The 24,326-nt window shown below is 36.7% G+C and carries 25 protein-coding genes and 1 tRNA gene; 9 read left to right on the forward strand and 17 right to left on the reverse strand.

Annotated features, from left to right (window positions below; all coding sequences use genetic code 11):
- Window positions 1-26: 26 nt before the first annotated feature.
- The gene (locus tag HME9304_RS14270; RefSeq protein ID WP_112379225.1) at window positions 27-1,799 is read left to right on the forward strand and encodes a MutS-related protein; all 1,773 of its coding nucleotides are present in this window, start codon (window positions 27-29) and stop codon (window positions 1,797-1,799) included.
- Window positions 1,800-1,850: 51 nt separating this feature from the next.
- Here HME9304_RS14270 and HME9304_RS14275 read toward each other — a convergent pair whose 3' ends face one another.
- From HME9304_RS14275 to HME9304_RS14285, 3 genes are all read right to left on the reverse strand, one after another.
- Window positions 1,851-2,795 (reverse strand): Vgb family protein, encoded by a 945-nt coding sequence (locus HME9304_RS14275; RefSeq protein ID WP_112379226.1) that lies wholly within the window; start codon window positions 2,793-2,795, stop codon window positions 1,851-1,853.
- 73 nt (window positions 2,796-2,868) lie between these two features.
- The gene (locus HME9304_RS14280; RefSeq protein ID WP_112379227.1) at window positions 2,869-3,990 is read right to left on the reverse strand and encodes a helix-turn-helix domain-containing protein; all 1,122 of its coding nucleotides are present in this window, start codon (window positions 3,988-3,990) and stop codon (window positions 2,869-2,871) included.
- Window positions 3,991-4,276: 286 nt separating this feature from the next.
- Window positions 4,277-4,350, reverse strand: a tRNA-Met gene (locus HME9304_RS14285).
- Between the two features lie 135 nt (window positions 4,351-4,485).
- On the opposite strand from HME9304_RS14285, the gene HME9304_RS14290 reads away from it, so the two are divergent.
- Window positions 4,486-4,869, forward strand: coding sequence for an START-like domain-containing protein (locus HME9304_RS14290; RefSeq protein WP_112379842.1), 384 nt, complete (start codon window positions 4,486-4,488; stop codon window positions 4,867-4,869).
- A gap of 51 nt (window positions 4,870-4,920) precedes the next feature.
- Complete coding sequence (locus tag HME9304_RS14295; protein ID WP_112379228.1) at window positions 4,921-5,772, forward strand: aminotransferase class IV; 852 nt, start codon at window positions 4,921-4,923, stop codon at window positions 5,770-5,772.
- Here the strand turns inward: HME9304_RS14295 and HME9304_RS14300 are convergent.
- The 5 genes from HME9304_RS14300 to HME9304_RS14320 all read right to left on the reverse strand — a co-directional run bounded on the left by HME9304_RS14300 (window position 5,769) and on the right by HME9304_RS14320 (window position 10,308).
- Window positions 5,769-6,329: a YqgE/AlgH family protein gene (locus tag HME9304_RS14300; RefSeq protein ID WP_112379229.1), complete on the reverse strand. Its 561-nt coding sequence runs from the start codon at window positions 6,327-6,329 to the stop codon at window positions 5,769-5,771. The two genes, HME9304_RS14295 and HME9304_RS14300, sit on opposite strands and share 4 nt — an antisense overlap.
- 129 nt (window positions 6,330-6,458) lie before the next feature.
- Complete coding sequence (locus tag HME9304_RS14305; RefSeq protein ID WP_112379230.1) at window positions 6,459-6,731, reverse strand: HU family DNA-binding protein; 273 nt, start codon at window positions 6,729-6,731, stop codon at window positions 6,459-6,461.
- 175 nt (window positions 6,732-6,906) lie between these two features.
- Window positions 6,907-7,869 carry a methionyl-tRNA formyltransferase gene (gene fmt, locus HME9304_RS14310; protein WP_112379231.1) on the reverse strand — a complete coding sequence of 321 codons (963 nt, stop codon included), beginning with the start codon at window positions 7,867-7,869 and terminating at the stop codon, window positions 6,907-6,909.
- On the reverse strand, window positions 7,853-9,745 hold the full coding sequence (locus HME9304_RS14315) for a RecQ family ATP-dependent DNA helicase (protein ID WP_112379232.1): 1,893 nt from the start codon (window positions 9,743-9,745) through the stop codon (window positions 7,853-7,855). Before HME9304_RS14315 ends, fmt begins: the two co-directional genes overlap by 17 nt.
- Window positions 9,745-10,308, reverse strand: coding sequence for an AAA family ATPase (locus tag HME9304_RS14320; protein WP_112379843.1), 564 nt, complete (start codon window positions 10,306-10,308; stop codon window positions 9,745-9,747). Before HME9304_RS14320 ends, HME9304_RS14315 begins: the two co-directional genes overlap by 1 nt.
- An 88-nt stretch (window positions 10,309-10,396) precedes the next feature.
- Between HME9304_RS14320 and HME9304_RS14325 the strand changes: the two genes are divergently transcribed.
- The 3 genes from HME9304_RS14325 to murA all read left to right on the forward strand — a co-directional run bounded on the left by HME9304_RS14325 (window position 10,397) and on the right by murA (window position 12,746).
- Window positions 10,397-10,684 (forward strand): DUF493 family protein, encoded by a 288-nt coding sequence (locus tag HME9304_RS14325; protein WP_112379233.1) that lies wholly within the window; start codon window positions 10,397-10,399, stop codon window positions 10,682-10,684.
- Window positions 10,685-10,769: 85 nt separating this feature from the next.
- Window positions 10,770-11,423 carry a DUF4290 domain-containing protein gene (locus HME9304_RS14330; RefSeq protein ID WP_112379844.1) on the forward strand — a complete coding sequence of 218 codons (654 nt, stop codon included), beginning with the start codon at window positions 10,770-10,772 and terminating at the stop codon, window positions 11,421-11,423.
- Between the two features lie 15 nt (window positions 11,424-11,438).
- Entirely contained in the window at window positions 11,439-12,746 is a 1,308-nt protein-coding gene (gene murA, locus HME9304_RS14335) for a UDP-N-acetylglucosamine 1-carboxyvinyltransferase (RefSeq protein WP_112379234.1), read from the forward strand.
- On the opposite strand, the gene HME9304_RS14340 is transcribed toward murA, so the two are convergent.
- The 5 genes from HME9304_RS14340 to HME9304_RS14360 all read right to left on the reverse strand — a co-directional run bounded on the left by HME9304_RS14340 (window position 12,733) and on the right by HME9304_RS14360 (window position 16,520).
- Window positions 12,733-13,152, reverse strand: coding sequence for a hypothetical protein (locus tag HME9304_RS14340; RefSeq protein ID WP_112379845.1), 420 nt, complete (start codon window positions 13,150-13,152; stop codon window positions 12,733-12,735). The two genes, murA and HME9304_RS14340, sit on opposite strands and share 14 nt — an antisense overlap.
- Window positions 13,149-13,535, reverse strand: coding sequence for an alkyl hydroperoxide reductase (locus HME9304_RS14345; protein WP_112379235.1), 387 nt, complete (start codon window positions 13,533-13,535; stop codon window positions 13,149-13,151). Before HME9304_RS14345 ends, HME9304_RS14340 begins: the two co-directional genes overlap by 4 nt.
- Window positions 13,536-14,537, reverse strand: a complete 1,002-nt coding sequence (locus HME9304_RS14350; protein ID WP_112379236.1) for a pirin family protein — start codon at window positions 14,535-14,537, stop codon at window positions 13,536-13,538.
- Window positions 14,534-14,998 (reverse strand): VOC family protein, encoded by a 465-nt coding sequence (locus HME9304_RS14355; RefSeq protein WP_239023296.1) that lies wholly within the window; start codon window positions 14,996-14,998, stop codon window positions 14,534-14,536. The genes HME9304_RS14350 and HME9304_RS14355 overlap by 4 nt, the downstream gene beginning before the upstream one ends.
- Window positions 14,999-15,092: 94 nt before the next feature.
- Window positions 15,093-16,520, reverse strand: coding sequence for an amidohydrolase (locus HME9304_RS14360; RefSeq protein ID WP_112379237.1), 1,428 nt, complete (start codon window positions 16,518-16,520; stop codon window positions 15,093-15,095).
- A gap of 212 nt (window positions 16,521-16,732) precedes the next feature.
- On the opposite strand from HME9304_RS14360, the gene HME9304_RS14365 reads away from it, so the two are divergent.
- On the forward strand, window positions 16,733-17,782 hold the full coding sequence (locus HME9304_RS14365; protein ID WP_112379238.1) for a DUF6340 family protein: 1,050 nt from the start codon (window positions 16,733-16,735) through the stop codon (window positions 17,780-17,782).
- A 12-nt stretch (window positions 17,783-17,794) separates the two neighbouring features.
- Here the strand turns inward: HME9304_RS14365 and HME9304_RS14370 are convergent, their stop codons facing one another.
- The 3 genes from HME9304_RS14370 to HME9304_RS14380 are packed head-to-tail and all read right to left on the reverse strand — an operon-like array spanning window position 17,795 to window position 20,297.
- Window positions 17,795-19,102, reverse strand: coding sequence for a cryptochrome/photolyase family protein (locus HME9304_RS14370; RefSeq protein ID WP_112379239.1), 1,308 nt, complete (start codon window positions 19,100-19,102; stop codon window positions 17,795-17,797).
- A gap of 1 nt (window position 19,103) precedes the next feature.
- A complete protein-coding gene (locus HME9304_RS14375; RefSeq protein WP_112379240.1) occupies window positions 19,104-19,796 on the reverse strand; it encodes an SDR family NAD(P)-dependent oxidoreductase in 693 nt (230 codons plus the stop codon).
- A gap of 3 nt (window positions 19,797-19,799) precedes the next feature.
- Complete coding sequence (locus HME9304_RS14380) at window positions 19,800-20,297, reverse strand: SRPBCC family protein (RefSeq protein ID WP_112379241.1); 498 nt, start codon at window positions 20,295-20,297, stop codon at window positions 19,800-19,802.
- Between the two features lie 162 nt (window positions 20,298-20,459).
- Between HME9304_RS14380 and HME9304_RS14385 the strand changes: the two genes are divergently transcribed.
- The gene (locus HME9304_RS14385) at window positions 20,460-21,299 is read left to right on the forward strand and encodes a T9SS C-terminal target domain-containing protein (RefSeq protein WP_112379242.1); all 840 of its coding nucleotides are present in this window, start codon (window positions 20,460-20,462) and stop codon (window positions 21,297-21,299) included.
- A 347-nt stretch (window positions 21,300-21,646) separates the two neighbouring features.
- Window positions 21,647-22,492: a DUF2911 domain-containing protein gene (locus HME9304_RS14390; RefSeq protein WP_112379243.1), complete on the forward strand. Its 846-nt coding sequence runs from the start codon at window positions 21,647-21,649 to the stop codon at window positions 22,490-22,492.
- A gap of 45 nt (window positions 22,493-22,537) precedes the next feature.
- Here the strand turns inward: HME9304_RS14390 and HME9304_RS14395 are convergent, their stop codons facing one another.
- A complete protein-coding gene (locus HME9304_RS14395) occupies window positions 22,538-24,244 on the reverse strand; it encodes a sodium:solute symporter family protein (protein WP_112379244.1) in 1,707 nt (568 codons plus the stop codon).
- Between the last annotated feature and the right edge of the window lie 82 nt (window positions 24,245-24,326).

A 24,326-nucleotide genomic window follows, 5' to 3' on the forward strand; every position in this document is an offset into this window, starting at 1 on the left:
TTTGAATACATTTAGCATCTTGGTCTATGCAACAGCCTATTTCCTATTACAATGAGCGCATTAAAATACTTGAACAAGAGATACAAAAAAATCGAAGTGCTCTCAATCTCATAAGTTTTCTAAGATTATCCGTTTTTGTGGGCACTGTTTTATTGGTCTACTTATTTTTTGAAAATAGCTATTTGGCATGGGCAATCGCGATTGTTGGAATTTCACTTTTTCTTTTACTATTGAAAATGTATGTGTCCCGTAAGCACCAATATAATTTCAACAAAGAATTAATAGCGATCAATGAAGAAGAAATTAAAATTCTGGATAATGATTATTTAGAACGGTTTGATGGTTCTGAATTTGATGATACGATGCATTTTTTCAGTTCGGACATTGATTTGTTCGGTAGGGGTTCTTTTTTTCAATATACCAATAGAACAGGACTAACAGAAGGTACTAAAAAATTAGTTGAACTACTCACGGCAAACAGTATTTGTGATGTTGAAAAACGACAAGCTGGCATAAAAGAACTTTCGGGCAAAAATGAATGGAGACAAAAGTATACTGCTATCGCCCGTACAATTAAGAGCGAAACATCGAATGAATCAATAATCCAATGGCTAAACAATTATAAACCGTTTCTTCCCGGTTTTTATAAATGGGTGGTCATGTCATTTGGTTTGGTTTCAACACTCTTGATACTAGGCTTGGTTTTAAAACTTATAAACCCATTACTGCTGCTCTGTTGGTTTATATTCGGTTTGGCGCTTACTTTAGTTTATGTAAGAAAGGTTAATATTTTAAGTTTAAAAACCAGTCGAATAAAAGAGACCATTCAGCAATACGCCCAATTACTTGATATAATAGAAGAAACAGAATTCATTTCACCACTTCTAAAAGAGGAAAAGGATAAGATAAGATCTAAGGGGTTAATGGCCTCCCGGATTTTTAAAAACTTTTCAAAAGCACTCGATGCATTGGACAATCGAAACAATCTCATAGTTGCTTTGGTGGGAAATGGACTTTTTCTCTGGGATATACAATGTTCTTTGAAAATAGAAAAATGGATTTTGAAGTATAGGGATACAGTGGACCAATGGTTTACGACCATTGCATTTTTTGATGCATTTAACTCATTTGCAACCTTTGCATATAACCATCCAAATTTTGCTTACCCGGATATACGTGAAAGCAATACTGTATCAATTGATATAAAATCTTTGGGGCATCCTTTGATACCTTATGAAGATAGAGTTACAAGTGATTTGGTCTTGGACAGTACCGATTTTTTTATAATTACGGGTGCAAATATGGCCGGTAAGAGTACTTTTTTACGATCAGTATCACTTTTTATAATAATGGCGAATGCGGGTCTTCCAGTTTGCGCAGAGAAAAGCTACTATAAGCCTACTAAACTTATAACCAGCATGAGAACAAGCGATTCGTTAACAGACAATAGCTCATACTTTTTTGCGGAGTTAAAACGATTGCAGTTTATTGTTAAACAGTTACAAAAAGATTCTTACCTAGTGGTATTGGATGAAATCTTAAAAGGGACCAACAGTATAGATAAAGCCGCAGGTTCCAAAAAGCTCATTGAGAAATTAGTGGAGATGGGCGTTTCCGGTATTATAGCAACGCATGATCTAAGTCTTTGTAAAATAGCCGATAATCTAGAAAGTGTAAAGAACTATTTTTTTGAAACTGAAATACGGGATGATGAACTTTTTTTTGATTATAAACTAAAACAGGGGGTGTGCAAGAATATGAATGCCTCGTTCTTGTTGCGTAAAATGAATATTACGTAGATTTTAGAACGAAGCATTCACAAGTTATAAACTATTTGAGCAGTTATGTGTTTACTTAAATTTTATTGCCCGTAAAGAAACAGAATCACCAGATTCGGTTATGTAAAGAACTTTTCTCAAATGATCTGCAGTGATACCATTTGGCCTATCAAAAGATGCTTGCATCAGATTGCCATCCGTTGTTGTTTTTTCCCCGCTACCCGCAAATATTTTTGCCTCACCTGACATTGAAACCCTGTAGATCACATTTTCCCCTATTCCCGTTGCAAATATAGAACCTGCAAAATAGGTAATATATCCAATAACCAGTCCTTCTACAACAGTCGGTAGAGTTGCCAATGATTCAATGGAAGCATCGCTATTAATTTTCAATATTTCTCCACTATTAAAATTTCCAACAAAAAGATTTCCCTTTTCATCAAAAGTTATTCCTACACAATACAATAACCTTTGGTCGCTAACGAAAACACTGACTTCACCTTCTGGGGTTATTTTGTGCACTCCTGGAAAATAATAGTTTGCGGCAAATATGTTACCCTTACGGTCAATAGCTATTCCAGATGGAAAACCTGGTAAGGTTGCCAAAACCGTTCGAGTACCGTCACTATCAATTCGTACTATGTCTCCTTGCAACAGACCAGAGTCAGGGGCAATTTTTCTTATGTTATTCGCTACATATATAGACCCATTTTTATCGATTACGTTTCCTGTTGGCGCCACTAGACTATCTACGGCTGCTTCAACAGATGCTGTTCTTGGATTTACCTTGAAAATTTGCGTTCCACTATATCCAGAGAAATTACTGGCATAAACGTTTCCTGATCGGTCAACAGAAAGACCATCGTTTGCCGGAAAGTCAGCTACAATGGTTTCCACTCGGGCTTTTTTAAGCACTGGACCAATAAAATCCTCGGTACAGGAAAATTGTATTCCCGTAAAGGCCGCAAGAACTAAAATTAAAAATTTAAACTTTTTGATACGGTTGACTACATTCATAATATTTTGAATTAAAATTTCAACAATTCTAATTCATTTACTAGTGAAAATCGCCCGTTTATATAGAGTAGAACTACTTTATAGCATGTTTTTTTATGTAACCACTTGGTGTATCGTCAACTACTTCCCTAAAAGCTTTATTAAACGTTGACTTAGAGTTGAAACCAACCTCTAAAGAAAGTGAGAATAGGGTTTTGCTCAAATGCTCCCTATTCTTGATCTTTCTCAAAAAAGCACTTACCCTTTGTTGGTTTATATAATTGTAAAAGCTTTTTTTATAAATATTGTTCAATAACCAAGAAAGATTGTTGGTTGAGGTATTCAACCTTTTAGAAAGTTCAACGAGCGTAAGTTCGTTGTCCAGATAGACTTTCTCTTTATCCATAAGTACTTCCAAATTCTGTTTTAAATGAATAATTTCTTCATCTTCCAATTTGAACTTAACAGCATTGGGCTTGTCTTTATTTGTGGAAATCCTGAATATTTCGGGCTGCCTTAATGCATAGTATCCTACAACATAAATTAAAATAGGTATTCCGATCCAAATGATATTATAACTGATAATATCGATATTGTAGTTTAAAAAGTATTTACTGATAAAACCCAAAACCCATAAAAATAAAATACTCCCAATCACGAATAGGACAATTTTCACAAAAGATATAGCTCGCTGTGAAAAGGATAGTTGGTGCTTTTGATTCTTCTGGTACGATAAAAAAAGGCGGCCACACAAGTACCAATAATAAATATTCAAAATCAATGCAGCAGTCTCAGCAACAAGAAATGGAATATAAAACTTACCTGATGACAATCTACTTATATATTCTTTATCGGTATAATTCGCAATGACCAGTAAAAAAGAAAAGTACAGTAGGGCAGGAATATAGTGAACCCAACCCAAAGTGTAGTTTTGTTGATTTTTTTCTAAAAGTCTTTTTAAATACATATAACCCAAAGGGCCATACATAAAAATAAAGGTCTCTACAATACAGATATACCGTATAATCCATATTTCTTCCGCTTTGTAGATAATCATCCTCATTAAAAGCATAAGACAGGCAAAAATCAATTGTAGCGAAAGAATGATATTTGCAGAAGTGTTCTTTTGGTGGACTATAGGTAAAGTAATACCTAAAAACAAACCTTGGGCTATACCTATCAAAAAAATTACATCAACAAAATTAAAACTGCTCATAAAAGATTATTGGATTGCACAAATTTATTCTTTAAAGTTTGACAGCACGTGCGGATATATAGAATCGTACCATATAAACTTTATAATAGCACATAATTTTGCTATGATTCATTTTAAGAAGAATTAAATGCTATTCGTATAAATACTGATTATCTTGAAATTGCATTTTTTTGCTTTTGGAATGTTAATAATAAATAACGATTATCATTCTCTGGAGCAAAGCATTGAATATTTGGGAAAAAAAGAAAATCCAAGATGTACATCTTGGATTTTCTTAGTTAAAATGTAGCGAGAGAGGGACTTGAACCCTCGGCCTCCGGGTTATGAATCCGACGCTCTAACCAGCTGAGCTACCTCGCCAAGGTGCTTTTTAGCGGGTGCAAATATAAAGTTTAATTTTTGCTCAATCAAAATTCATTATTAATTTATTATTTGATATTAATTTTTATATCTTCCCAAATTATATCAATATTGAAAGAAAAATTGAGTATCATAATGAGTGATAAGATTAAATTTGAAATAGAATTTGTTATTCAAGCTTCGCCACAATTACTTTACCAGTACATATCTACCCCTTCCGGTCTATCTGAATGGTATGCGGACAACGTAAATTCCCGTAGTGAATTATTTACTTTCATATGGGATGGTTCTGAAGAAAATGCAAAAATGCTAAAGAAAAAAAGTGATGAATTCGTTAAGTTTTCTTGGGAGGAAAATGATGATGATAGTTTTTTTGAAATTCGCATAATTGTAGATGAGATTACAAAAGATGTGTCCCTTTTTATAACTGACTTTGCTGATGAAGATGAGGTTGATGAAGCTAAAATGTTATGGGAAAATCAAGTTTCCGATTTAAAACAAGTACTGGGTTCAAAATAAAATTCTTAACTATACCTTATATTTGGTCCCGATAAAAATCGGGACTTTTTTATGTTCAATTTTAACGGGGAACTCTTTTCCAAAGACAGAGAGATCTTAAATTACAACAATAGAGGATTTAAATACGGTGATGCGCTCTTTGAAACGATTCGCTGCATTAATGGCAACGTTTTCTTTTGGGAGGATCACTATTTTAGGTTAATGTCATCCATGCGTATTTTAAGAATGGAAATCCCAATGGAATTTACTTTGGAATTTTTGGAAGAAGAGATAAAGAAAGTAGTTGCAAACAACGGTTTGGAAAATACTGCTGCAAGAGTTAGACTTACAATATTCAGAAAAGATGGTGGTCTTTACAGTCCTATAACCAATGACGTGTCGTATTTAATAGAGGTAGGTACATTGGAGTCTCCGTTCTACCTTCTTAGCTCCGATAGTTATGAAGTTGAGCTTTTTAAGGATTATTTTGTAAATAAGGATATGCTGTCCAATCTAAAAACCACCAATAAAATTCTAAATGTAGTTGCAGGCGTTTATGCACAGGAGAACGGATATGAAAATTGTATTCTCATAAATAATGATAAACAAGTCGTTGAGGTCATCAACGGCAATCTTTTCTTGGTAAAAGATAATGCAATAAAAACCCCACCTTTGAGCGATGGTTGTTTGGACGGGATAATCAGAAAAAAATTAATCGAAATTATTAAGAAAACCGAAGGTCTTGAATTACAAGAGGATTCGATTTCCCCATTTGAACTTCAAAAGGCCGATGAACTTTTTATTACCAATAGTATAAGTGGTATACGACCGATAACTAAATACAGAAAAAAGGATTATAGAAATAGTACGGGCAAAAGCCTTTTGGGAAAACTGAACGCAAAGGCCAGAATAGATCAGTTTTAATTCAATGATGGATTTTCCGGTGCGTTGGACCATAAGAGATAGTCACCACCAAGTTCCACCATTTTTTCTTTCCAAAAAGCATTGGAAGATTTTTCTAAAATACCGCTTTCATATTCATTTTGAACAACTATCCAAGATTTTGAAGAAAGTTCTTGGTCCAATTGACTTGAATCCCAGCCCGAATAACCTAAAAAGAATCGTATATCTTGTGCGGTAATGGTCTCACTATTGATAAGTTCTACCGTTTTTTCAAAATCCCCTCCCCAAAATATACCATCGGAAATTTCAATACTGTCTTTGATCAGATGTGGCACTTTGTGAATAAAATATAGATTATCCTGTTCTACGGGACCTCCATTAAAAACCTCAAATGGAACGGTTATTTCTGAAATAAGGTCGTTTAAAGTATAATCCAAAGGTTTGTTGAGGATAAAACCTACTGATCCTTCATTGTTATGTTCAGCAAGCAAAACTACTGACCTATTAAAAGAAACGTCGCCTGTCAATGTAGGTTCAGCAACCAGTAGTTTCCCTTTTTTTGGCTTAAGGCTAACCATAAAAATATAAATTCATATTACTAAATGTAATATAATAGTATGATAATTACAAGAAACGCCATAATATGGTCAAAATAAAAAGCACCTCTTAATTAAGAGGTGCTCCAATATATTTTAAAACCTAATTGATTAGTTTACTGCACCACTCAATTCTGCGCCTGCCTTGAACTTAACTACGTTCTTAGCTGCAATTTTAATAGTAGCTCCAGTTTGTGGATTTCTACCTTCTCTTGCATTTCTTCTGGATACTGACCAAGAACCAAATCCAACCAAAGAAACTCTGTTTCCTTTTTTAAGCGATCCCTCTACATTTCCTAAGAAAGATTCCAATGCTTTTTTGGCTGCTGCCTTAGTGATGCCTGCATCAGCTGCCATAGCATCGATTAATTCTGTTTTGTTCATAATGGAATTAAATTAATTGTTGTTAAAATAACTTTAATGCTGAACAAATTTATATGGATTTGTGTTTAACGCAAGTAAAACCAAGGGAAATAGGGTTTTTTGTTAATAACTTGAAACGTTTGTTGATAAAGTAGAAAAAAATAGAGGTCATTTATGAGCCTAGTAAAAATAAGGCTTAGCGGAGATATGCATTTTTATCGAGATTAAGACCGTTCAGAATATCAGCTATTTCCATTTTTCGCTTCCCGGGCAATTGTACTTCCAGGATTCTTAAAAAACCATCTTTTGTGGCAACATTCAATTCCTTTTTTTCTAAAATCAACTTTCCAATTTCATAGTCATGTTCCGTAGGTTCCATTTTGGCCTTGTAAATTTTGATGGGCTCTTCTTTTTTGCCATTAACAATGTAACACCATGCAGCAGGGTAAGGACTCAAGCCTCTTATAAAGTCATGAATTTTTTTCAGTGATATATTCCAATCAATTTTACGATTCTCTTTATTGAGTTTGGGAGCAGGTTTCAAATTTTCAAAATTCTTTTGTACCGTAATAGAAACATCATCATCGGCAATTCTTTTACAGGTTTCCACAACCAGTTTGGCACCAAGGTCCATCAACCTGTCATGAAGTGTACCTACCGTATCGTCCAAATGTATTTTTTCTTTTTTTTGAAGAATAACGCTTCCCGTATCTATCTTTTCATCAATAAAGAACGTAGTGACCCCGGTTTCGGTTTCGCCATTGATGATAGCCCAATTTATTGGAGCGGCTCCCCTGTATTGTGGGAGTAGGGATGCATGAAGATTAAATGTCCCATATTTTGGTATTTGCCAAACAACCTTTGGCAACATTCTAAAGGCGACCACAATATAAAGGTTGGCCTCTAAGCTCTTGAGTTCATCCAGAAAACTTTCGTCTTTTAGATTAACGGGCTGTAGCACCTTTAAATTTTGAGCTACCGCAAAACTTTTAACTGCGGATTCTTGAATCTTTCTTCCCCTGCCTGCAGGTCTATCAGGTGCCGTAATGACAGCCGCTACCAAGTAACCTGATTCTACAATGGTTCTTAAACTTCCAACGGCAAAGTCGGGAGTTCCCATGAATACTATTCGCAATGACTTTTTATTGTTTGATGACATATTCGTTGTTATGATTCAATAGTAGCACTTCGTCTTCAAGTAATTGTCGAAGATTTTCCAAAAGTACCTTTTCCTCAACAGCAAAATAGGGAACAAGTTCTCTTGAAGTTTTAGGTTCGGTTTTTAAACAATTAATGATTTCTTCCTTTATATCTGTTTGCGCAGCGCCTTTATTTTCCAGACAAATATCGCAAGAACCACAATCTTCTTTGGTTTTTTCACCAAAATACCTCAATATGAAGGTACTTCTGCATAAACTGGAATTGTTAACATAATCCAACATAGTTCGCATATTTTTTTCTTTCACGATATTGAAATCAGTGATTTTTTTCGCGAAAATGTTTATCGTACGTTCATCTTCACGAGGCACCAAAAAAGTTATTTCTAAATCGTTGGATGAGCTTTTGTATGCTACAATCCCGTCAATATGCATTTGGTGAAGAATAATTTTTATATATTTTTCGGTCTTCCCCGTTTTTTGTGAAATCAAATGAATATTGATTTTGGTCTCGTATTCAGTTATTCCGCCGTAAGTCCTTAAAATTGTCTGTATAAGCGGTGCAACTTTTCTGTTGTGGTTCAAGTAATCAAAAATCCCCTCTTTTGAAGCAATAAACCTAAGCATGTTTTTTTCATTGTACCGATCTGATAATGCTATTACAGAATTTTGGTCAAGAATTCTCAGCCCATTATAGGTCATGCTTGGATTAAAACTGTATCGCTTACAAAATAAATTAAACTCTAATCCGAATGTCTCCATGGTTGATTCACCATAGGAAATTTGAAAATAGTTGTTCAATTCAAGATATAGTCTTTTTACAAAACCTACATTCGGCAAAGAAGATAAAAACTGTTGTTTTGCCAAGTCTTCATCCTCTTTAGTAATCAGCATTAGTGCCGTAGCTCTCTGGCCATCCCTACCAGCTCTGCCAGCTTCTTGGAAGTAACTCTCCAAACTATCAGGAATTTGGTAATGTAAAACCGAGCGAACGTTTGATTTGTCCACACCCATTCCAAAAGCATTTGTAGCTACTATAATTTTAATATCTTCTTTTAGCCACAAATTCAATTTCTCCTCTTTTTCAATCTTGGCAATGCCGCCATGATAAAAAGAGGCTGTAAACCCATTTTTATTCAAAAATTCCGAAAGTGATACGGACATTTTCCGTGACCTTACATAAACAATTCCACTACCCTTGGAAGTGGAAAAGTATTTTTTTAGTTGATATAGTTTATCCTCGGTTTGTTTTACCTTAAAACTTATATTAGACCTTGAAAAAGAATCCTTGAATAGCTGAACCTGTTCCAGTTTTAAGTTTTCTAAAATGTCCTGCACAACTTTAGGCGTAGCTGTTGCCGTAAGGGCTATCATGGGTGCCTTTGGAGCGAGTTCTTTTAAGATTGCGCAGTCCAAATAGGCAGGTCTAAAATCATTGCCCCATTGTGAGATGCAGTGAGCTTCATCAATGGCAATGGTGTTTACGTTCATTTCTCTTATTCTTTCTTGCACCATGGTCTGTTGCAAACGCTCAGGAGATAGGTAAAGAAATTTATAATTTCCAAAACAACAATTATCCAGTAGATTGATCAGCTCTTCATGAGATATACCCCCAATTAGGGCAATAGCTTTTATTCCTTTTGATTTTAATTGATTTACTTGGTCTTGGATTAAAGCCACTAAAGGTGATACTACAATGCAAATACCTTCTTTGGCCAGACCGGGAATTTGGTAACAGATAGATTTACCGCCTCCAGTGGGCAATAACGCCAAAACATCATTACCCGTAATTACGGAATCGATAATTTTCTTTTGTGACCCCCTAAACGCATCATGGCCCCAAAATTCCTTTAAAATAGATTTAGGTTGCTTCTGCACTAGATTGGGTTGAGAGTTGACAAAACAAACGATATTCGTTCTTCAACGGTATTTTTTGGAACTGTAATCGGCTTGTAACCAAATCGAGTATAAGTGCCCATAAGCACTTCATGGATTTCTTCAGCTTCATCAAAACTTTCAAGGCGTTCATTGTCAGAAACATAGATTTCTTTCCAGGGCGGTACAATATAAATTTCATCATAGCGATTGTTCTCACAGGCAGCTATAAAATCCTCATTATAATCTTGTCCAAAGAAATCCATATAAGCAAGCACATCTGGGATCCCTCGGTCAAAAAAACTGATGGCGATATCCAAATCAAGCGATTTTTTAAAATGTTGGGTTCTGGCGTAAAGCAAATCTTTGTTGAACTGCCGTGCATCCTTAACAAAGACCAATGGATTTGATCCTACAACATCAGATTTGATATTGTTCCTGGCTTTTGAGGTCATGTCCCTAATGATTTCATGGAAACAATAGAACCCTTTATCTTCCAATCTATTGATCAGGGATGTCTTTCCTGTTCCGGGGGCACCTGTAATGACTACTTTTTTCGTGTTCAAAAAATATATTTTTTCCACGCAAAGTAATGAATTAGGCACTAGGAAAAAAAATCGTGGACTAACCCATATATTTGTATAAAATTAAAACATGGATAAAGAGAAATCCGACGAATTTTATGCCAGGTTAAAGGAACAATTGTTGGAGAGTACTTCATGGCCTTCAAACTATCTATATAAGTTCATAGTTCCAACGGATAAAAAAAGAATTGAGCAGATTACGAATATCTTCAACATGCCCGGGGCTGTCATTGAATCGAAAAAATCAAAAAAAGGGACTTATACAAGCGTTTCCATTACGATACATTTAAAAAATCCAGACGAAGTTATTGCAAAGTATAAGGAAGTTTCCTCGGTCGAAGGAGTAATTTCTTTATAAAAGCTCCAATTGCCATAATTTTAGTATTTTGCGGACGTTATTGGATATACTTCCCGATAATTTAATTTCATTAAACTCTTTCAATTTGAATCTAGTAGAAAATTTACAATATAATACAGAGCGAACTAAGCTCATTATTCCTGAATACGGTCGTCATTTCCAAAAAATGGTAGACCACGCCGTCTCCATAGAAGATAAGGAAGAACGCAATAAAGTTGCAAAGTCAATCATTAGCGTAATGGGCAATTTGCAGCCCCATTTGCGCGATGTTGCCGATTTTCAACATAAACTATGGGATCAGCTCTTTATTATGTCCGATTTTAAATTGGATGTAGAATCACCGTTCCCGATTACTCCAAAAGAAGTTTTGCAACAGCGTCCTGAACCATTGGAATATCCACAGAACTTTCCAAAATATCGATTTTATGGAAACAACATCAAAAGAATGATAGATGTAGCCATAAAATGGGAAAAAGGCGATATGCGTTCCGGGTTGGAATATGCCATAGCGAACCATATGAAAAAATGCTACTTAAACTGGAACAAGGATACTGTTGAAGATTCCGCAATATTTGCACATTTAAAGGAACTGAGCAATGGCGAAATTGATTTAGCCCCAAATGGTGAAAGCCTGACCGATAGTGGGCAGTTTCTTAAAAACCGTTCTGCCAAGTCAAATAGGAACGGTAGCAACAATAAAAAAGGACAGCGCAACAACAGAGGTAAAAAAAGGTATTAAATTCCAAAGGAATCCATGGGAACATTTCGGATAGAAGGTGGTCACCAACTACATGGTGAAATTACCCCTCAGGGTGCAAAGAACGAAGCACTACAGATTCTTTGTGCGGTATTGCTTTCAGGTGAAAAAATTACGATCAACAATATCCCCGATATAATCGATGTAAATAAGCTCATCAGTTTATTGGAAGATTTAGGAGTTAAAATCCAAAAGAAAGGCAAGGGCTCCTATACGTTCAAAGCGGATGACATTAATTTGGATTATTTACAATCCGACCAATTTAAGCAGGATGGGCGTGGTCTAAGAGGTTCCATTATGTTGGTAGGGCCATTACTGGCCAGATTTGGTAAAGGATACATTCCAAAACCGGGAGGGGACAAAATCGGGAGAAGGCGTTTGGACACTCATTTTGAAGGGTTTATAAAACTTGGAGCCAAGTTCCGATACAACAAAGAGGAATACTTTTATGGAGTTGAAGCTGAAAAGTTGAAAGGAACCTACATGCTTTTGGACGAGGCTTCCGTAACAGGGACCGCTAACATTTTAATGGCCGCGGTTTTGGCCGAGGGAACAACGACAATATATAACGCAGCTTGCGAACCCTATTTGCAACAATTGTGCAAAATGTTGAATAGGATGGGGGCAAAGATTTCCGGAATCGGTTCAAACCTATTAAAGGTGGAAGGGGTGGAAACCTTGGGTGGTACAGAACATACCATGTTACCGGATATGATAGAAATAGGTAGCTGGATCGGGTTGGCTGCTATGACACGTAGTGAGTTGACCATTAAGAATGTGAGTTGGGATGATTTGGGACAAATACCCAATGCTTTCCAAAAATTGGGAATACAAGTGAAGCGTAAGGGAGATGATATTTATATTCCCAAGCACAAAAACGGGTATGAAGTGCAGAATTATATTGATGGTTCAATTCTTACCATCGCGGACGCACCATGGCCAGGATTGACCCCAGATTTATTAAGTATACTGTTGGTTGTTTCAATTCAAGCAAAAGGAGAGGTGGTAATCCATCAAAAAATGTTTGAAAGTCGGCTTTTCTTTGTGGATAAGCTAATAGACATGGGGGCAAAGATTATTTTATGCGATCCACATCGTGCCACGGTCATTGGACACAATTTTAAGTCTACTTTGAAAGCTACTACCATGGTATCGCCAGATATTAGGGCAGGGGTTTCACTTTTGATAGCTGCACTTTCTGCAAAAGGCATCTCTACAATTCACAATATTGAACAAATAGATCGCGGTTACGAGAATATCGATGAACGTTTAAGGGCTATTGGAGCAGCTATTACGCGCGTGTAAAAACCGTAATCGCAGTCCAAAAGAATACGGAAGACCATAAAAACGTTCGTAACCAATTGTTCTTTTCAAGACCTTTTAAAATTTTTGAATCAAATTTTATCGATGAGATTTGATTGTGTATTGGTACAAATTGGGAAAACGTAGAAATCCATGCACAAGTTATCAATACGAAACTCCCAATAGTATACAAAGATGTAATTTGATATAGCTGCCATAAGCTCACAAACAATTGCCCAAACATTAAAGGAACAACTACATAGGAGATACGTTTAACGTAAGTCTGATGCCATTTTATGAGATTGTTCTTTTCATAAAAGATAAAACTTGGGTAAATAATAAGCTGTACCATCCAAATAAGTACAAATAAACCAAAATCAAACAACAGCCTGAGCAATTCTATTTTCATTCCGTCAATTTCCATTTGTATTCAATATGTACTTTTCTTAAAATGAGATAAAATGGAACCCACCAGATAAAATCGTTTGTGATCAATGTATAGATAAATTCAAATGGTACTATATCTTGCAGATAGTTGAAGAGAAATCCCAACGGCCCAAATATTTTACCAAGAAACCCAACGGCGACTATAGGCCAATGTCTCATGGGATCATAAGAAGCCCACCAATAGCCAAGACCATAAACTCCAATGACCATGCCCATTCCTTGCCATACCATAGGATGATTTAAAGGGTTCATACCCACAAGGTCAAAAAAGTGGTCAGGAAATAAAACTACCCAAGCTCCCCAGAGTACGTTATAGATTGCGGCTAGTTTTAACGTAAGCTTCATTTATTTTTCAATCAAAGTACCATCTGGGTATTTGGCAAAACGCCCTTTTTCCCTATCATGAACGTTATCCGCATAAGGCCATGGCCAACCACCAAATTGGGTCAATTGATATTCTTCCATAGCTTTTTGAATCTCTTCGTCGGTATTCATTACAAAAGGGCCATATTTTGAAACAGGTTCATTAATGGGCTTTCCCTGTAGCATTAGAAAATGTGCCTTTTTATCTCCTATTTTAATGGTAATTTCTTGAGAGGCATCCAATAGTATTCCAAAATTTGGATTCACTTTTCGGTTTCCGATATAAATTTCGGATCCTTCATAGAAGTAAAGTGTACGATTTACATTTGTTTTCGCTTTTGGCAAGACAAACTCCTGATCTGCATCCACGTGAATATTCCAAATAGCGACTTCGTTATCAGTATTTGCGGCCCATGAATTGGGCGCTGGCTCATTGGCCTGCGAACCCTTATAATTTCCAGCTATCACTTTTATTTGTGCATTCTCTTCATTAATGACCGGAATGTCCTCATGCCATAGCATTTTAAAATGGGGTTCTGTAAATTTATCCGCTTTTGGAAGATTTAGCCAAATCTGAAAAAGTTCTAGGGTATTACCACTCTCCATATTCAGTAGAGGAAACATTTCAGAATGTTGAACGCCTCTACCTGCTGTCATCCATTGGGTATCGCCTTCACCAAATCTTCCAGCGGCACCCAGCGAATCTGAATGGTCACAATATCCTTTATTTACAATAGTTATCGTCTCAAACCCTCGGTGAGGATGATTTGGAAACCCTGGGATGGTCTGCCCGTGATACATCCGCCATCCGTCTTTCAAGGTAAAATCATTGCCTAAATCCCTACCTTCCAACAATTCAGGGTCGGGACCCATTGTTTCGTTTCCTTTTGTATAGTGATCTAAATGATACACACAGAAAAGAAAAGGGTCTTGGGTCTGCCAAGGAAAACCTAAAGGAATGATGTTTACAATAGCACTACTCATGACTTATGCGTTGCGGTATTTATCTCTATCCAGTAACCTTCGGGGTCTTGAATGTAAATTTGTTTTACGCCATCCGCCCGATCGGTGACCGAGCCCTTATTACCTGGCCAATCATAAAAATCAATATTATTTTTGATTAAGTGTTCAATAAATTTTTCTAAACTCCCTATGGCCAAGCATAGATGTATGCTCTTGTCCTTTTTGAATTCAACTATATCCTTTTTAATAAGGTGCAACTGAGAATTTCCATAAATGCTGAACCATCTAAAGCCAAGTTTTTTTTCTGGATGCGGTATTTCTTCAAAACCAAAAACATTTTTATAAAAATCACCTGTTTCCCTCAGTTTGGTTACGACGAGCGACTGGTGATCAAAAGTAAAATTAAAATTTGGTCCGTTTTCTTGACCATAAGATTGCATAAGTAAAACCAGGGCAAATAAAATTATAATTTTCTTCATCATAAACAATGGTGAGAAACTATTCCGGTAAGTTTAAAACCATGGAAGTTTCTATAATTTAGAATAGTATTTTCTTGTTTTTGAACAGCTACTTTTTTTAATTTTCTCCAATCGGTGGTGGTCCATCGATCATGGCTTCGTATTTTTCGTCCCCTTTACGGGTCTTGTATTCTTCTTTTACCTTCTCAACCAACTTTGGATTTTCAAAAAGATCTGCCATGGTCATTGCCATAGCTTTAGAAGCATAGACCATTCCTTTGTGACCGATACTCATACCTCCACAAGCAACAACGGCCCATGAGTGCCAAGGCGTGTCTTTTGGTGCAACAGTCACGCCCAAATTGATATTGGGCACGTTCCAACTTACATCACCAACATCGGTAGAGCCTCCCCCAGGGTTCTCTTCCGTATCCCGTAACGGTTCAATTTTACTGTCCATTCCAATTTCTGGCTTTCCCGTCGCTTTTTGAATCGCCTTTCCAAAAGCGGTTTCCTCGTCCGTGTAGGAGATTGGACCCAACAATTCGAGATTATTTTGCATGATTTCACCCCCTGAACGATTCACCAATGTTTCATAAATTCCTGAAACCAATGATATTTTATAATCCACATTGGCCATAATAGCTGCACCTTCGGCCATTTTTTTGACCTGCTCATAAGTTGGCAGCATAATTTTTCTTTTTGGATCTCGTACCCGTACCCAAATTTTAGAATAGTCCGGTACTACATTGACAACTTGGCCTCCATCCTGAATATGGTAATGGATACGCGAAGTAGGCCTTATATGTTCTCTATAGTAGTTGATGCCGGTGGTATAAAGTTCCAATGCATCAGACGCACTGCGACCGTTCCAAGGGTCAGCAGAAGCATGGGCCGCTTGTCCTGTAAACTCCACTATAAAATCTATCAAAGAAAGACCACTCTGTACGTCTGCTTCTATTTTGGAACTTGGATGCCAGCTAACATTAACATCTACATCATCCCAAAGACCAGCTTCTACCATCCAAACTTTTGCAAAATATTTTTCCTCGGCAGGTGTACCTAAAAATTTAACCGTCCCCTTCAATTTTCCTGCTTCAATCTGTTCCTTGATTGCGATGGCAGCTCCCAAACTGGCAGCACCGAACATATTATGGCCACATCCATGCCCTGGGGCACCATCAATTCTTGGATTTTTGGTTGGGACCGTGTTTTGTGAAAGGCCTGGCAGGGCATCAAATTCCCCTAGAACGCTGATTACCGGTTTCCCAGAACCGTAAGTGGCGGTAAATGCCGTAGGAATATTTGCCACACCCCTGGTAACATTGAGACCATTTTTTTCCGCATAACTGGCCAAAACCTCTGCCGATTTAGATTCGTTGAACGCGGTTTCTGCAAAGGTCCAAATAGAGTCACTTATTTTAATAAGATTCTCTTTATGGTTTTCTACTGATGCAATGACTCCTTTTTTGCTATTGCTCATTTTCTGGGCCGATATGCCACATATGGTTAGTGAAGTCAGTAATAATAATACGATTTTCCTCATTTTTAAATGGAATTAGTTGGTTCTGCGTATGTTTTGAAAGAAAAAATGTTCTTACGTAAATATACCATTTTATGTCGTTTTATAGGAGTAACTAGAATTATAACATAATGTACTGATTTATAATTATTTAGTATATAATCAGACAATATAGAAGCGTGTTTTGCGTTAGACATCAACTGTTTGTAATCGTTTTAATTTTAAGCCTGACCACCATGAAACTTTTTGCCCATATCTTTTTAATCTTCATATTTACCTACACATTGATTAGTTGTAGTGCTACGAATAAATTGACCCTTGGAGTGACCGAACCCGCGATTCTTTCATTGCCTTCAGATGTTGGCACTATTGGAATCATTAACAGAAGTTTAGCTTCGGAAAAGAACAATGTTATTGATAAACTTGATAAGATTCTTTCTTTAGAAGGATTGAATTTGGATAGGGAAGGAGCATTGGCTGCCATTACAGGTCTATATACCGAACTAGAAAGGAATAGCCAGTTTGAAACAATAAAAATAATAGATTCTATTGATGTCATACGAAAAGGGTTAAGCGTTTTTCCTGCCCAGCTATCTTGGGAGCTAGTAGAACAGATTTGTAATGAAAACAATGTTGATGTATTGTTTTCACTGGAATTCTATGATACGGATACTCGAGCGGATTACCAAGCCACCATAGTGAACATACCCAACAATTTTGGTATCAATGCCAAAGTTCCTGGTCATAGGGTTACCCTACAAACCATGATTAAAAACGGATGGCGTGTTTACAATCCCATTAACAAACAAATCTTGGACGAATTTATTTCCAAAGACCAGATAGTTTCCACTGGTGAGGGAATCAATCCTGTAAAAGCTATTGAAGCTGTAATGGCAAGAAAAGAGGCTGTTATACAGCTTAGCAACCAGTTGGGGAATAACTATGGGCTCAATTTAAGACAAATGCGCAGAAGGGTTGCAAGAGATTATTTTGTTAGAGGCACGGATAACTTTGTTATTGCCAAAAGAAGAGCACAAACAGGCGACTGGGATGGTGCAGCAGCTTTATGGAATACAGAAGTGGAACATCCAAAAAGAAAAATCGCTGGAAGAGCCCATTATAACATGGCGATAATCAATGAAATTAATGGGAATCTGGAAAAAGCCATTGATTGGGCTTCTAAATCCTACTCTGATTTTGGGATTAGGGAAGGTCTTCGTTATATCAATATTCTGAGAAGGAGAGTAGCAGATCACCAAGAAATAGAAAGACAACTCTCCAAATAGACTTTGTATAAATTACCCTACAGCTTCTTTATAAACCTTCAAACAGCGTTCCCTTGCCTCTTTATGGTCTACCATTTTATCAGGGTATGTCATTTCCTGTAAATCAGGCACCCATTTGTTGATATACTCCTTCTGTTTATCAAATTTATCTACTTGGGTCATTGGGTTGAATATTCTAAAATAGGGAGCAGCATCCACACCGCTACCTGCTGCCCATTGCCAGTTGCCTACATTGGAACTCATTTCGTAATCCAACAACTTCTCGGCAAAATAGGCCTCGCCCCAGCGCCAATCTATTAATAAGTGCTTGCACAAAAAACTTGCTACGAGCATTCGTACTCTGTTGTGCATATATCCGGTCTTGTTTAATTCCCGCATACCTGCATCGACCAACGCATAGCCTGTTTCACCATTCTTCCATTTTTCAAACTCATTCTCATTGTTACGCCACTCAATACGATCATATTTTGGTCTAAATGCCTCTTCCTGCGTATGTGGAAAATGCCAAAGAATCTGCATAAAAAATTCACGCCATATAAGTTCGCTCCAAAAGACCTCATTTTTTTCCGCAATTGCTTTTTTAATCATTTTGCGGATAGAAACCGTTCCAAAGCGCAAATGTGGCCCCAATCTTGAAGTACCGTTTTCTTTTGCGGGAAAATTTCTGGTATCCTCATAGTTTTCAATAAGGGTAGGGGTAACGGTATAGTCGGGAACTTTGATCGAAGAAGTCTTAAAACCAATATCCGAAAGTGAAAGATTGGGCAAGCGCGAATGTTCTATCAAATTATCCATATACTGGCTTGTATAGTGGATTTTTAGGTTATCCTCTTTAAAGATTGACTTCCATTTATTTTTATAAGGGGTGTAAACAACATAGGGATCTCCATCGTCTTTAACAACTTCATCTTTTTCAAAAATTACTTGATCTTTATAAGTTTTGAATTCGATGTCCTTCTTGGAAAGCAGCTTTTTTATTTGTTCATCGCGTTCTTTGGCATAGGGCTCGTGATCATGGTTTGTAAATACTGTTTTAATTGTAAAATCATTTATTAATTTCTTAAAAACAGTTTCTGGGTCTCCATGGTATATCGCTATGGAACTGTTGTATTGGTCTTGAAGCTCGTTTCTCATTTTTTGAAGTGTTTCATGCAAAAATGTGACCCTGGCATCATCCTGGGGAAGTTTGTCCAGAATTTCCGAATCAAAAATAAAAATTGGAAGAACAGGGAAATCTCCTTTCAAGGCTTCAAGAAAGCCGACATTGTCATCTAGCCGTAAATCCCTTCTAAACCAAAAAACTGAAACTTCTTTATCCATTTTAGCTAATATTTAAAGTGGACATTCCGCCATCCACACCTACAATTTGTCCTGTCATCCATGAGCTTTCTTCCCCAAGTAGAAACAAAGCTATGTTTGCTATATCTTCAGGTTTCCCCACTCTTTTTAGTGGATGTCTTTGCGACATCATTTCTACTTTTTTGTCATTGCTGAGCAGACGTTTTGCCAATGGCGTGTCAACCAATGAAGGTGCTACAACATTTATTCTGATTTTTGGGGCATATTCTGCGGCCATGGACTTTGCAAAACCTTCAATAGCTCCTTTAGCGGAAGCTACACTAGTATGGAAAGGCATACCCGTACCAACCGCAACTGTACTAAAAAATACCATGCTACTGTCATCTGCCATTCTTCCTATAATATTCTTTACTGTATTTACCAGACCAAAAAAATTCAGCTGCATATCTTCTTGAAAAGTCTCCAAACTCATCATTTTAAAAGGTTTTAGGTTTATGCTACCGGGACAGTAGGCAAACCCGTGTATTTCATTAGGGAGTTTGGAGACATCCAATGTATCCGTAGTCACGTCAAAAGGAATATGGGTCACATTTATATTTCCCATTTCCTCGTTGGTACGTGAAGCTATATACACATTATTTGCTTTTTGTAACCGTTCTGCCATTGCAAAACCGATACCATGTGATCCTCCTATTAAAAGAATATTCTTTTCCATAGATTAAAATGATTTAAATTGTAAGTCTGTTTTGGAACCTGCAATAGAACCAAATAATTCTGTTAATTTTTGCTCTCTAAATGTAAAAATTGACTCCAACTGACCTTTTACCAATAATGGGTGTGCTATTTGTCCCAAAAAGCCCAACGGTATTTTGTAGTCGATAATGTCTTCCATTTCTACACCACCCTCAATTTCATATATAAAATGTTTATGGTGCCAAAGTGCGTATGGACCAAATAACTGTTCGTCCACAAAATACTCCCCTTCTTTTACATGAGTAATTTCCGATACCCACTTTGTTTTAAAACCAAGAAACGGGGAAACGCTATATTGAATGATTTGTCCTTCAAACATGGGTCTATCTGCTCCAGATAGAATATGGAATCCCATTTTTTCAGGTGTAATGACCTTTAGATTTTTTGGGTCCGATAGAAATTCCCATGCTGTGGTCTTGGGTATGGGTAATTGTTGCTTAGCGTGCAATTGATATAATTTCATTGAACAGTTTTTACAAATATACTTTCAAATTGTTTAACAAAAAACTAAAGAAGTTAAACATAATCATTTTAGCTAATATTTTTTGAACATAGTCTCAGGTTTTATCGCTACTTTGAAACCATGCACAACTTTTTGCAAAATATAGTACAAAGCATCTCTCTAATGTTTCTTTTCATTGGTACGGGTATTTATGCCCAAACTGATGTTGTTGAGGTTTCCAATTTAGAAGAACAAATTGAAGAAACATCAGGATTGATTTATCTGGATGGAAGATTGATAACACATAACGATTCTGGAAACAGTGCCGAGCTTTTTGAAATCGACCCTATGGACGGCAGAATTTTAAGGACTGTAACTATTACCAATGCTGAAAACACCGATTGGGAGGATCTTGCCCAAGATGAAGATTATATTTATATAGGAGATTTTGGAAATTTTAATGGAAACAGAAGGGATTTACGAATTTATAGAATCTCCAAGACAGACTATATAAGTTCGGATGATGTGATTGCTGAAACAATTTCTTTCAACTATGAAGACCAATCAGATTTTGCAAACATGCCAAATAGTGATTGGGATGCAGAAGCGTTCTTTGTTTTTGAAAATACACTCATCATTTTGACCAAACAGTGGGAAAGTGCAGGAACAGTTGCATACAAATTGCCTAAAACTTCTGGAAACTATGTGGCCGAAAGATTGGATTCTTATCAGGTTGAGGGTTTGATCACAGGCGCAACCTATAGTGACATCCAACAACGTTTGGTCTTGGTAGGTTATTCACGATTGTTGTTGCCTTTTTTTGTAGAGATAACGGGTTTGAGCGATTCTGCTATCTTTTCGGGAGTTGTTTCAAAAACTTCATTCAATCTAGGCATTGCACAGGTAGAATCCATTGCACATTTTGAAAACACCTATTTTTTTACATCTGAAAAATATGTGAATTCTTCATTTCAAATTGAATCTCCGTCACGTCTTTTTTTTTTGAGTTTGAACCAAAAATAATACCTGAAAGTTCAAATTCAAATACTGAATTATTATTGTACCATCAACCTGAAACTCATACTTTACATTATCTATTAACTACGGAAGATAATTCTTTTGGGTATGGTGTTTTTGATAGTACTGGCAAGAATATCCTTTATAATCCACAAAGTTTTTTGAAAACCGGTGCGATTGATACTTCTATTTTAAGACCATCTGTATACTTCATATCTTTTTATTTGCAGAAAGAAAGAGTGGCGAAGCCATTTGTTGTTCGATAACAGATTTTTCTTTTAAGGGTTTCTTAACAAAGCGAACATGCCTTTATATTTAGTTTTGCTCTACTAACAATACTAAAACACTTTCAAATGAAAAAATTAATTTTATTATTATGTGTTGTATCTGTATCATTCAGCATGAATGCACAGATTACGACTCCTGCACCTAGTCCTGCTTCAAAAATTGAGCAAAAAGTTGGCTTAACTGATGTTACTGTGGATTATTCTAGACCTTCAATGCGTGGAAGAACTATTTTTGGCAATTTGGTTCCTTATGACAAATTATGGCGAACGGGTGCCAATGCGTACACTACGATTGAGTTTAGCACTGATGTGACCATAGATGGAAAAGAGCTAAAAGCGGGAAAATATTCTATTTTTACAAAACCGACCGCATCCAACTGGGAAGTATTCTTTTATACGGATACCCAAGGTGGTGGAACTCCAAGAGATTGGGATGAGAGTAAAGTAGCCGCAAAAACCACAGTTCAAACGTATCCTATACCAATGGATATTGAGACATTCACCATAAGTATTGATGATTTAACGAACAACGGCGCGAATTTAGGAATGATGTGGGAAAAAACATATGTTGGCATTCCTTTCACCGTTCCTACGGATACTACTGTGATGAAAGATATCGAGTCAACAATGGCAGGTCCAAGTGCTGGCGATTACTACACTGCGGCAGTCTATTATTTGGATGAGGACAAGGATATTTCCAAAGCCAAAGAATGGATGGATAAAGCAATGTCCATGACAAAAGAACCTAGATTTTGGCAATTACGTCAGCAGTCATTGATATATGCAAAGGCAGGAGATAAAAAAGCAGCGATAGAAACGGCAAAAAAATCTCTTACTGCAGCAGAGGCGGCCGGTAATGATGATTACGTTAAAATGAATAAAGACTCCTTAAAGGAATGGGGAGCTCTCTAAGAGTTGTAAAACAAAATTCAAGAACCCACTTACCAGTGGGTTTTTTTATGTTTTTAATTCAGATTTCTTGCTGAGACTATCAAAACTTTGTAGGAGTATTGCCAAACAAATGACCAAGATACATCCAAAAGCGTTGAGCCACAAATAAGACATCCAATCTAAATACCATCCAAGGATTACGATAACCTGAGTTATCAATGCAGCAATAAAAACTGCGTTTCCTTTAATGAATTTTAAAAAGAATGCCAATAGAAAAATACCTAGTACATTTCCATAAAAAATAGAACCGATAATATTTACCAACTGTATAAGGTTATCAAATAGATTGGCCACACAGGCAATTAGTATAGCTATAATTCCCCAAATGAGCGTGAAAATTTTTGTAACTGTTACAAAATGTTTTTCGTCCATATCTCTTTTGAGATTCCTCCGATATAAATCCAATGCAGTTATGGTTCCCAGTGCGTTTAATTCAGAAGCTGTAGATGACATTGCTGCAGATAAAATTACCGCAAGCAGCAACCCGATAAGACCTGTTGGTAAATTGTTTAAGATAAAATGGATGAACACATAATCTTTATCATTTGTCTCAACTGAATCATCAGCTTTATTTATCAATATTTTGGCAGTATCCCTACTGGCTCTTTCCTTCTGATTGATTTTGACAATATCTTGTTTTGCCTGTTCCACGGCATTGTACTCCTTTAGTTCCAATGCTGCCGAAAAAGCATCTTGGGCCATTTTCTTCTCTTTTTCCAAAGATTGATGTTCCAGTTCAAGTGCCCTATATTCTTCAACATATTCAGATTCCATTACAGCTTTTGTTGCAGCAGGGTTAAAATTCAATGGCGATGAATTGTACTGATAGAAAACAAAAACCATGGCACCGACCAATAGGATAAAAAATTGCATGGGAATCTTAAAAATACCATTGAATACCAATCCCAGTTGACTCTCCCTAACGGACTTACCGGATAAATAACGCTGTACTTGACTTTGATCGGTCCCAAAATAAGCAAGGGCCAAGAAGAATCCACCCGTTATACCGCTCCAAAATGTGTAGCGGTTATTGGTATCAAGGCTGAAATCCAAAATCTTCAATTTATCGTTCGCTCCCGCTATTTTCAATGCGTCGCCAAACGAAACTTCTGTGGGCAGTGACCCCAATATAAAAAAGAAGGCAAAGAACATGCCCACCATAATAATGAACATTTGTTGTTTTTGTGTAACACTTACTGCTTTTGTTCCACCGGATACGGTATAGATAATTACCAAAACACCTATAATAATATTTAAGGTTCTCAAATCCCAGCCCAATACTGCAGATAGGATAATGGATGGGGCAAAAATTGTGATACCAGCCGCAAGCCCCCTTTGAATTAAAAAGAGGATGGCAGTTAGGGTACGGGTCTTTAAATCAAACCTTCCCTCTAACATTTCATATGCAGTAAATACTTTGAGTCTCTTGTAGATGGGAATAAATACCAAACATATAAAAATCATTGCCAAGGGCAGGCCAAAATAAAATTGAACAAATCCCAGCCCATCATGGAAAGCTTGCCCTGGTGTGGACAGAAAAGTAATGGCGCTGGCCTGCGTAGCCATTACCGAAAGCCCAATGGTCCACCATTTGGTATCATCTCCGCCACGCACATAGTCATTTACATTTTTGCTTCCACGGGTTTTCCAAACACCAAAAACAACGATAAACAGCAGTGCACTACCAAGAATAATCCAATCAAGTATACCCATTAAGGTTTAGTTATTTAGTATCATGATGAAGTAAAAGACCAAAATATAAAAAATGTTCAGCAAAAGGACGATGGTATATTCT

Source organism: Flagellimonas maritima (assembly GCF_003269425.1).
Classification (GTDB): domain Bacteria; phylum Bacteroidota; class Bacteroidia; order Flavobacteriales; family Flavobacteriaceae; genus Flagellimonas; species Flagellimonas maritima.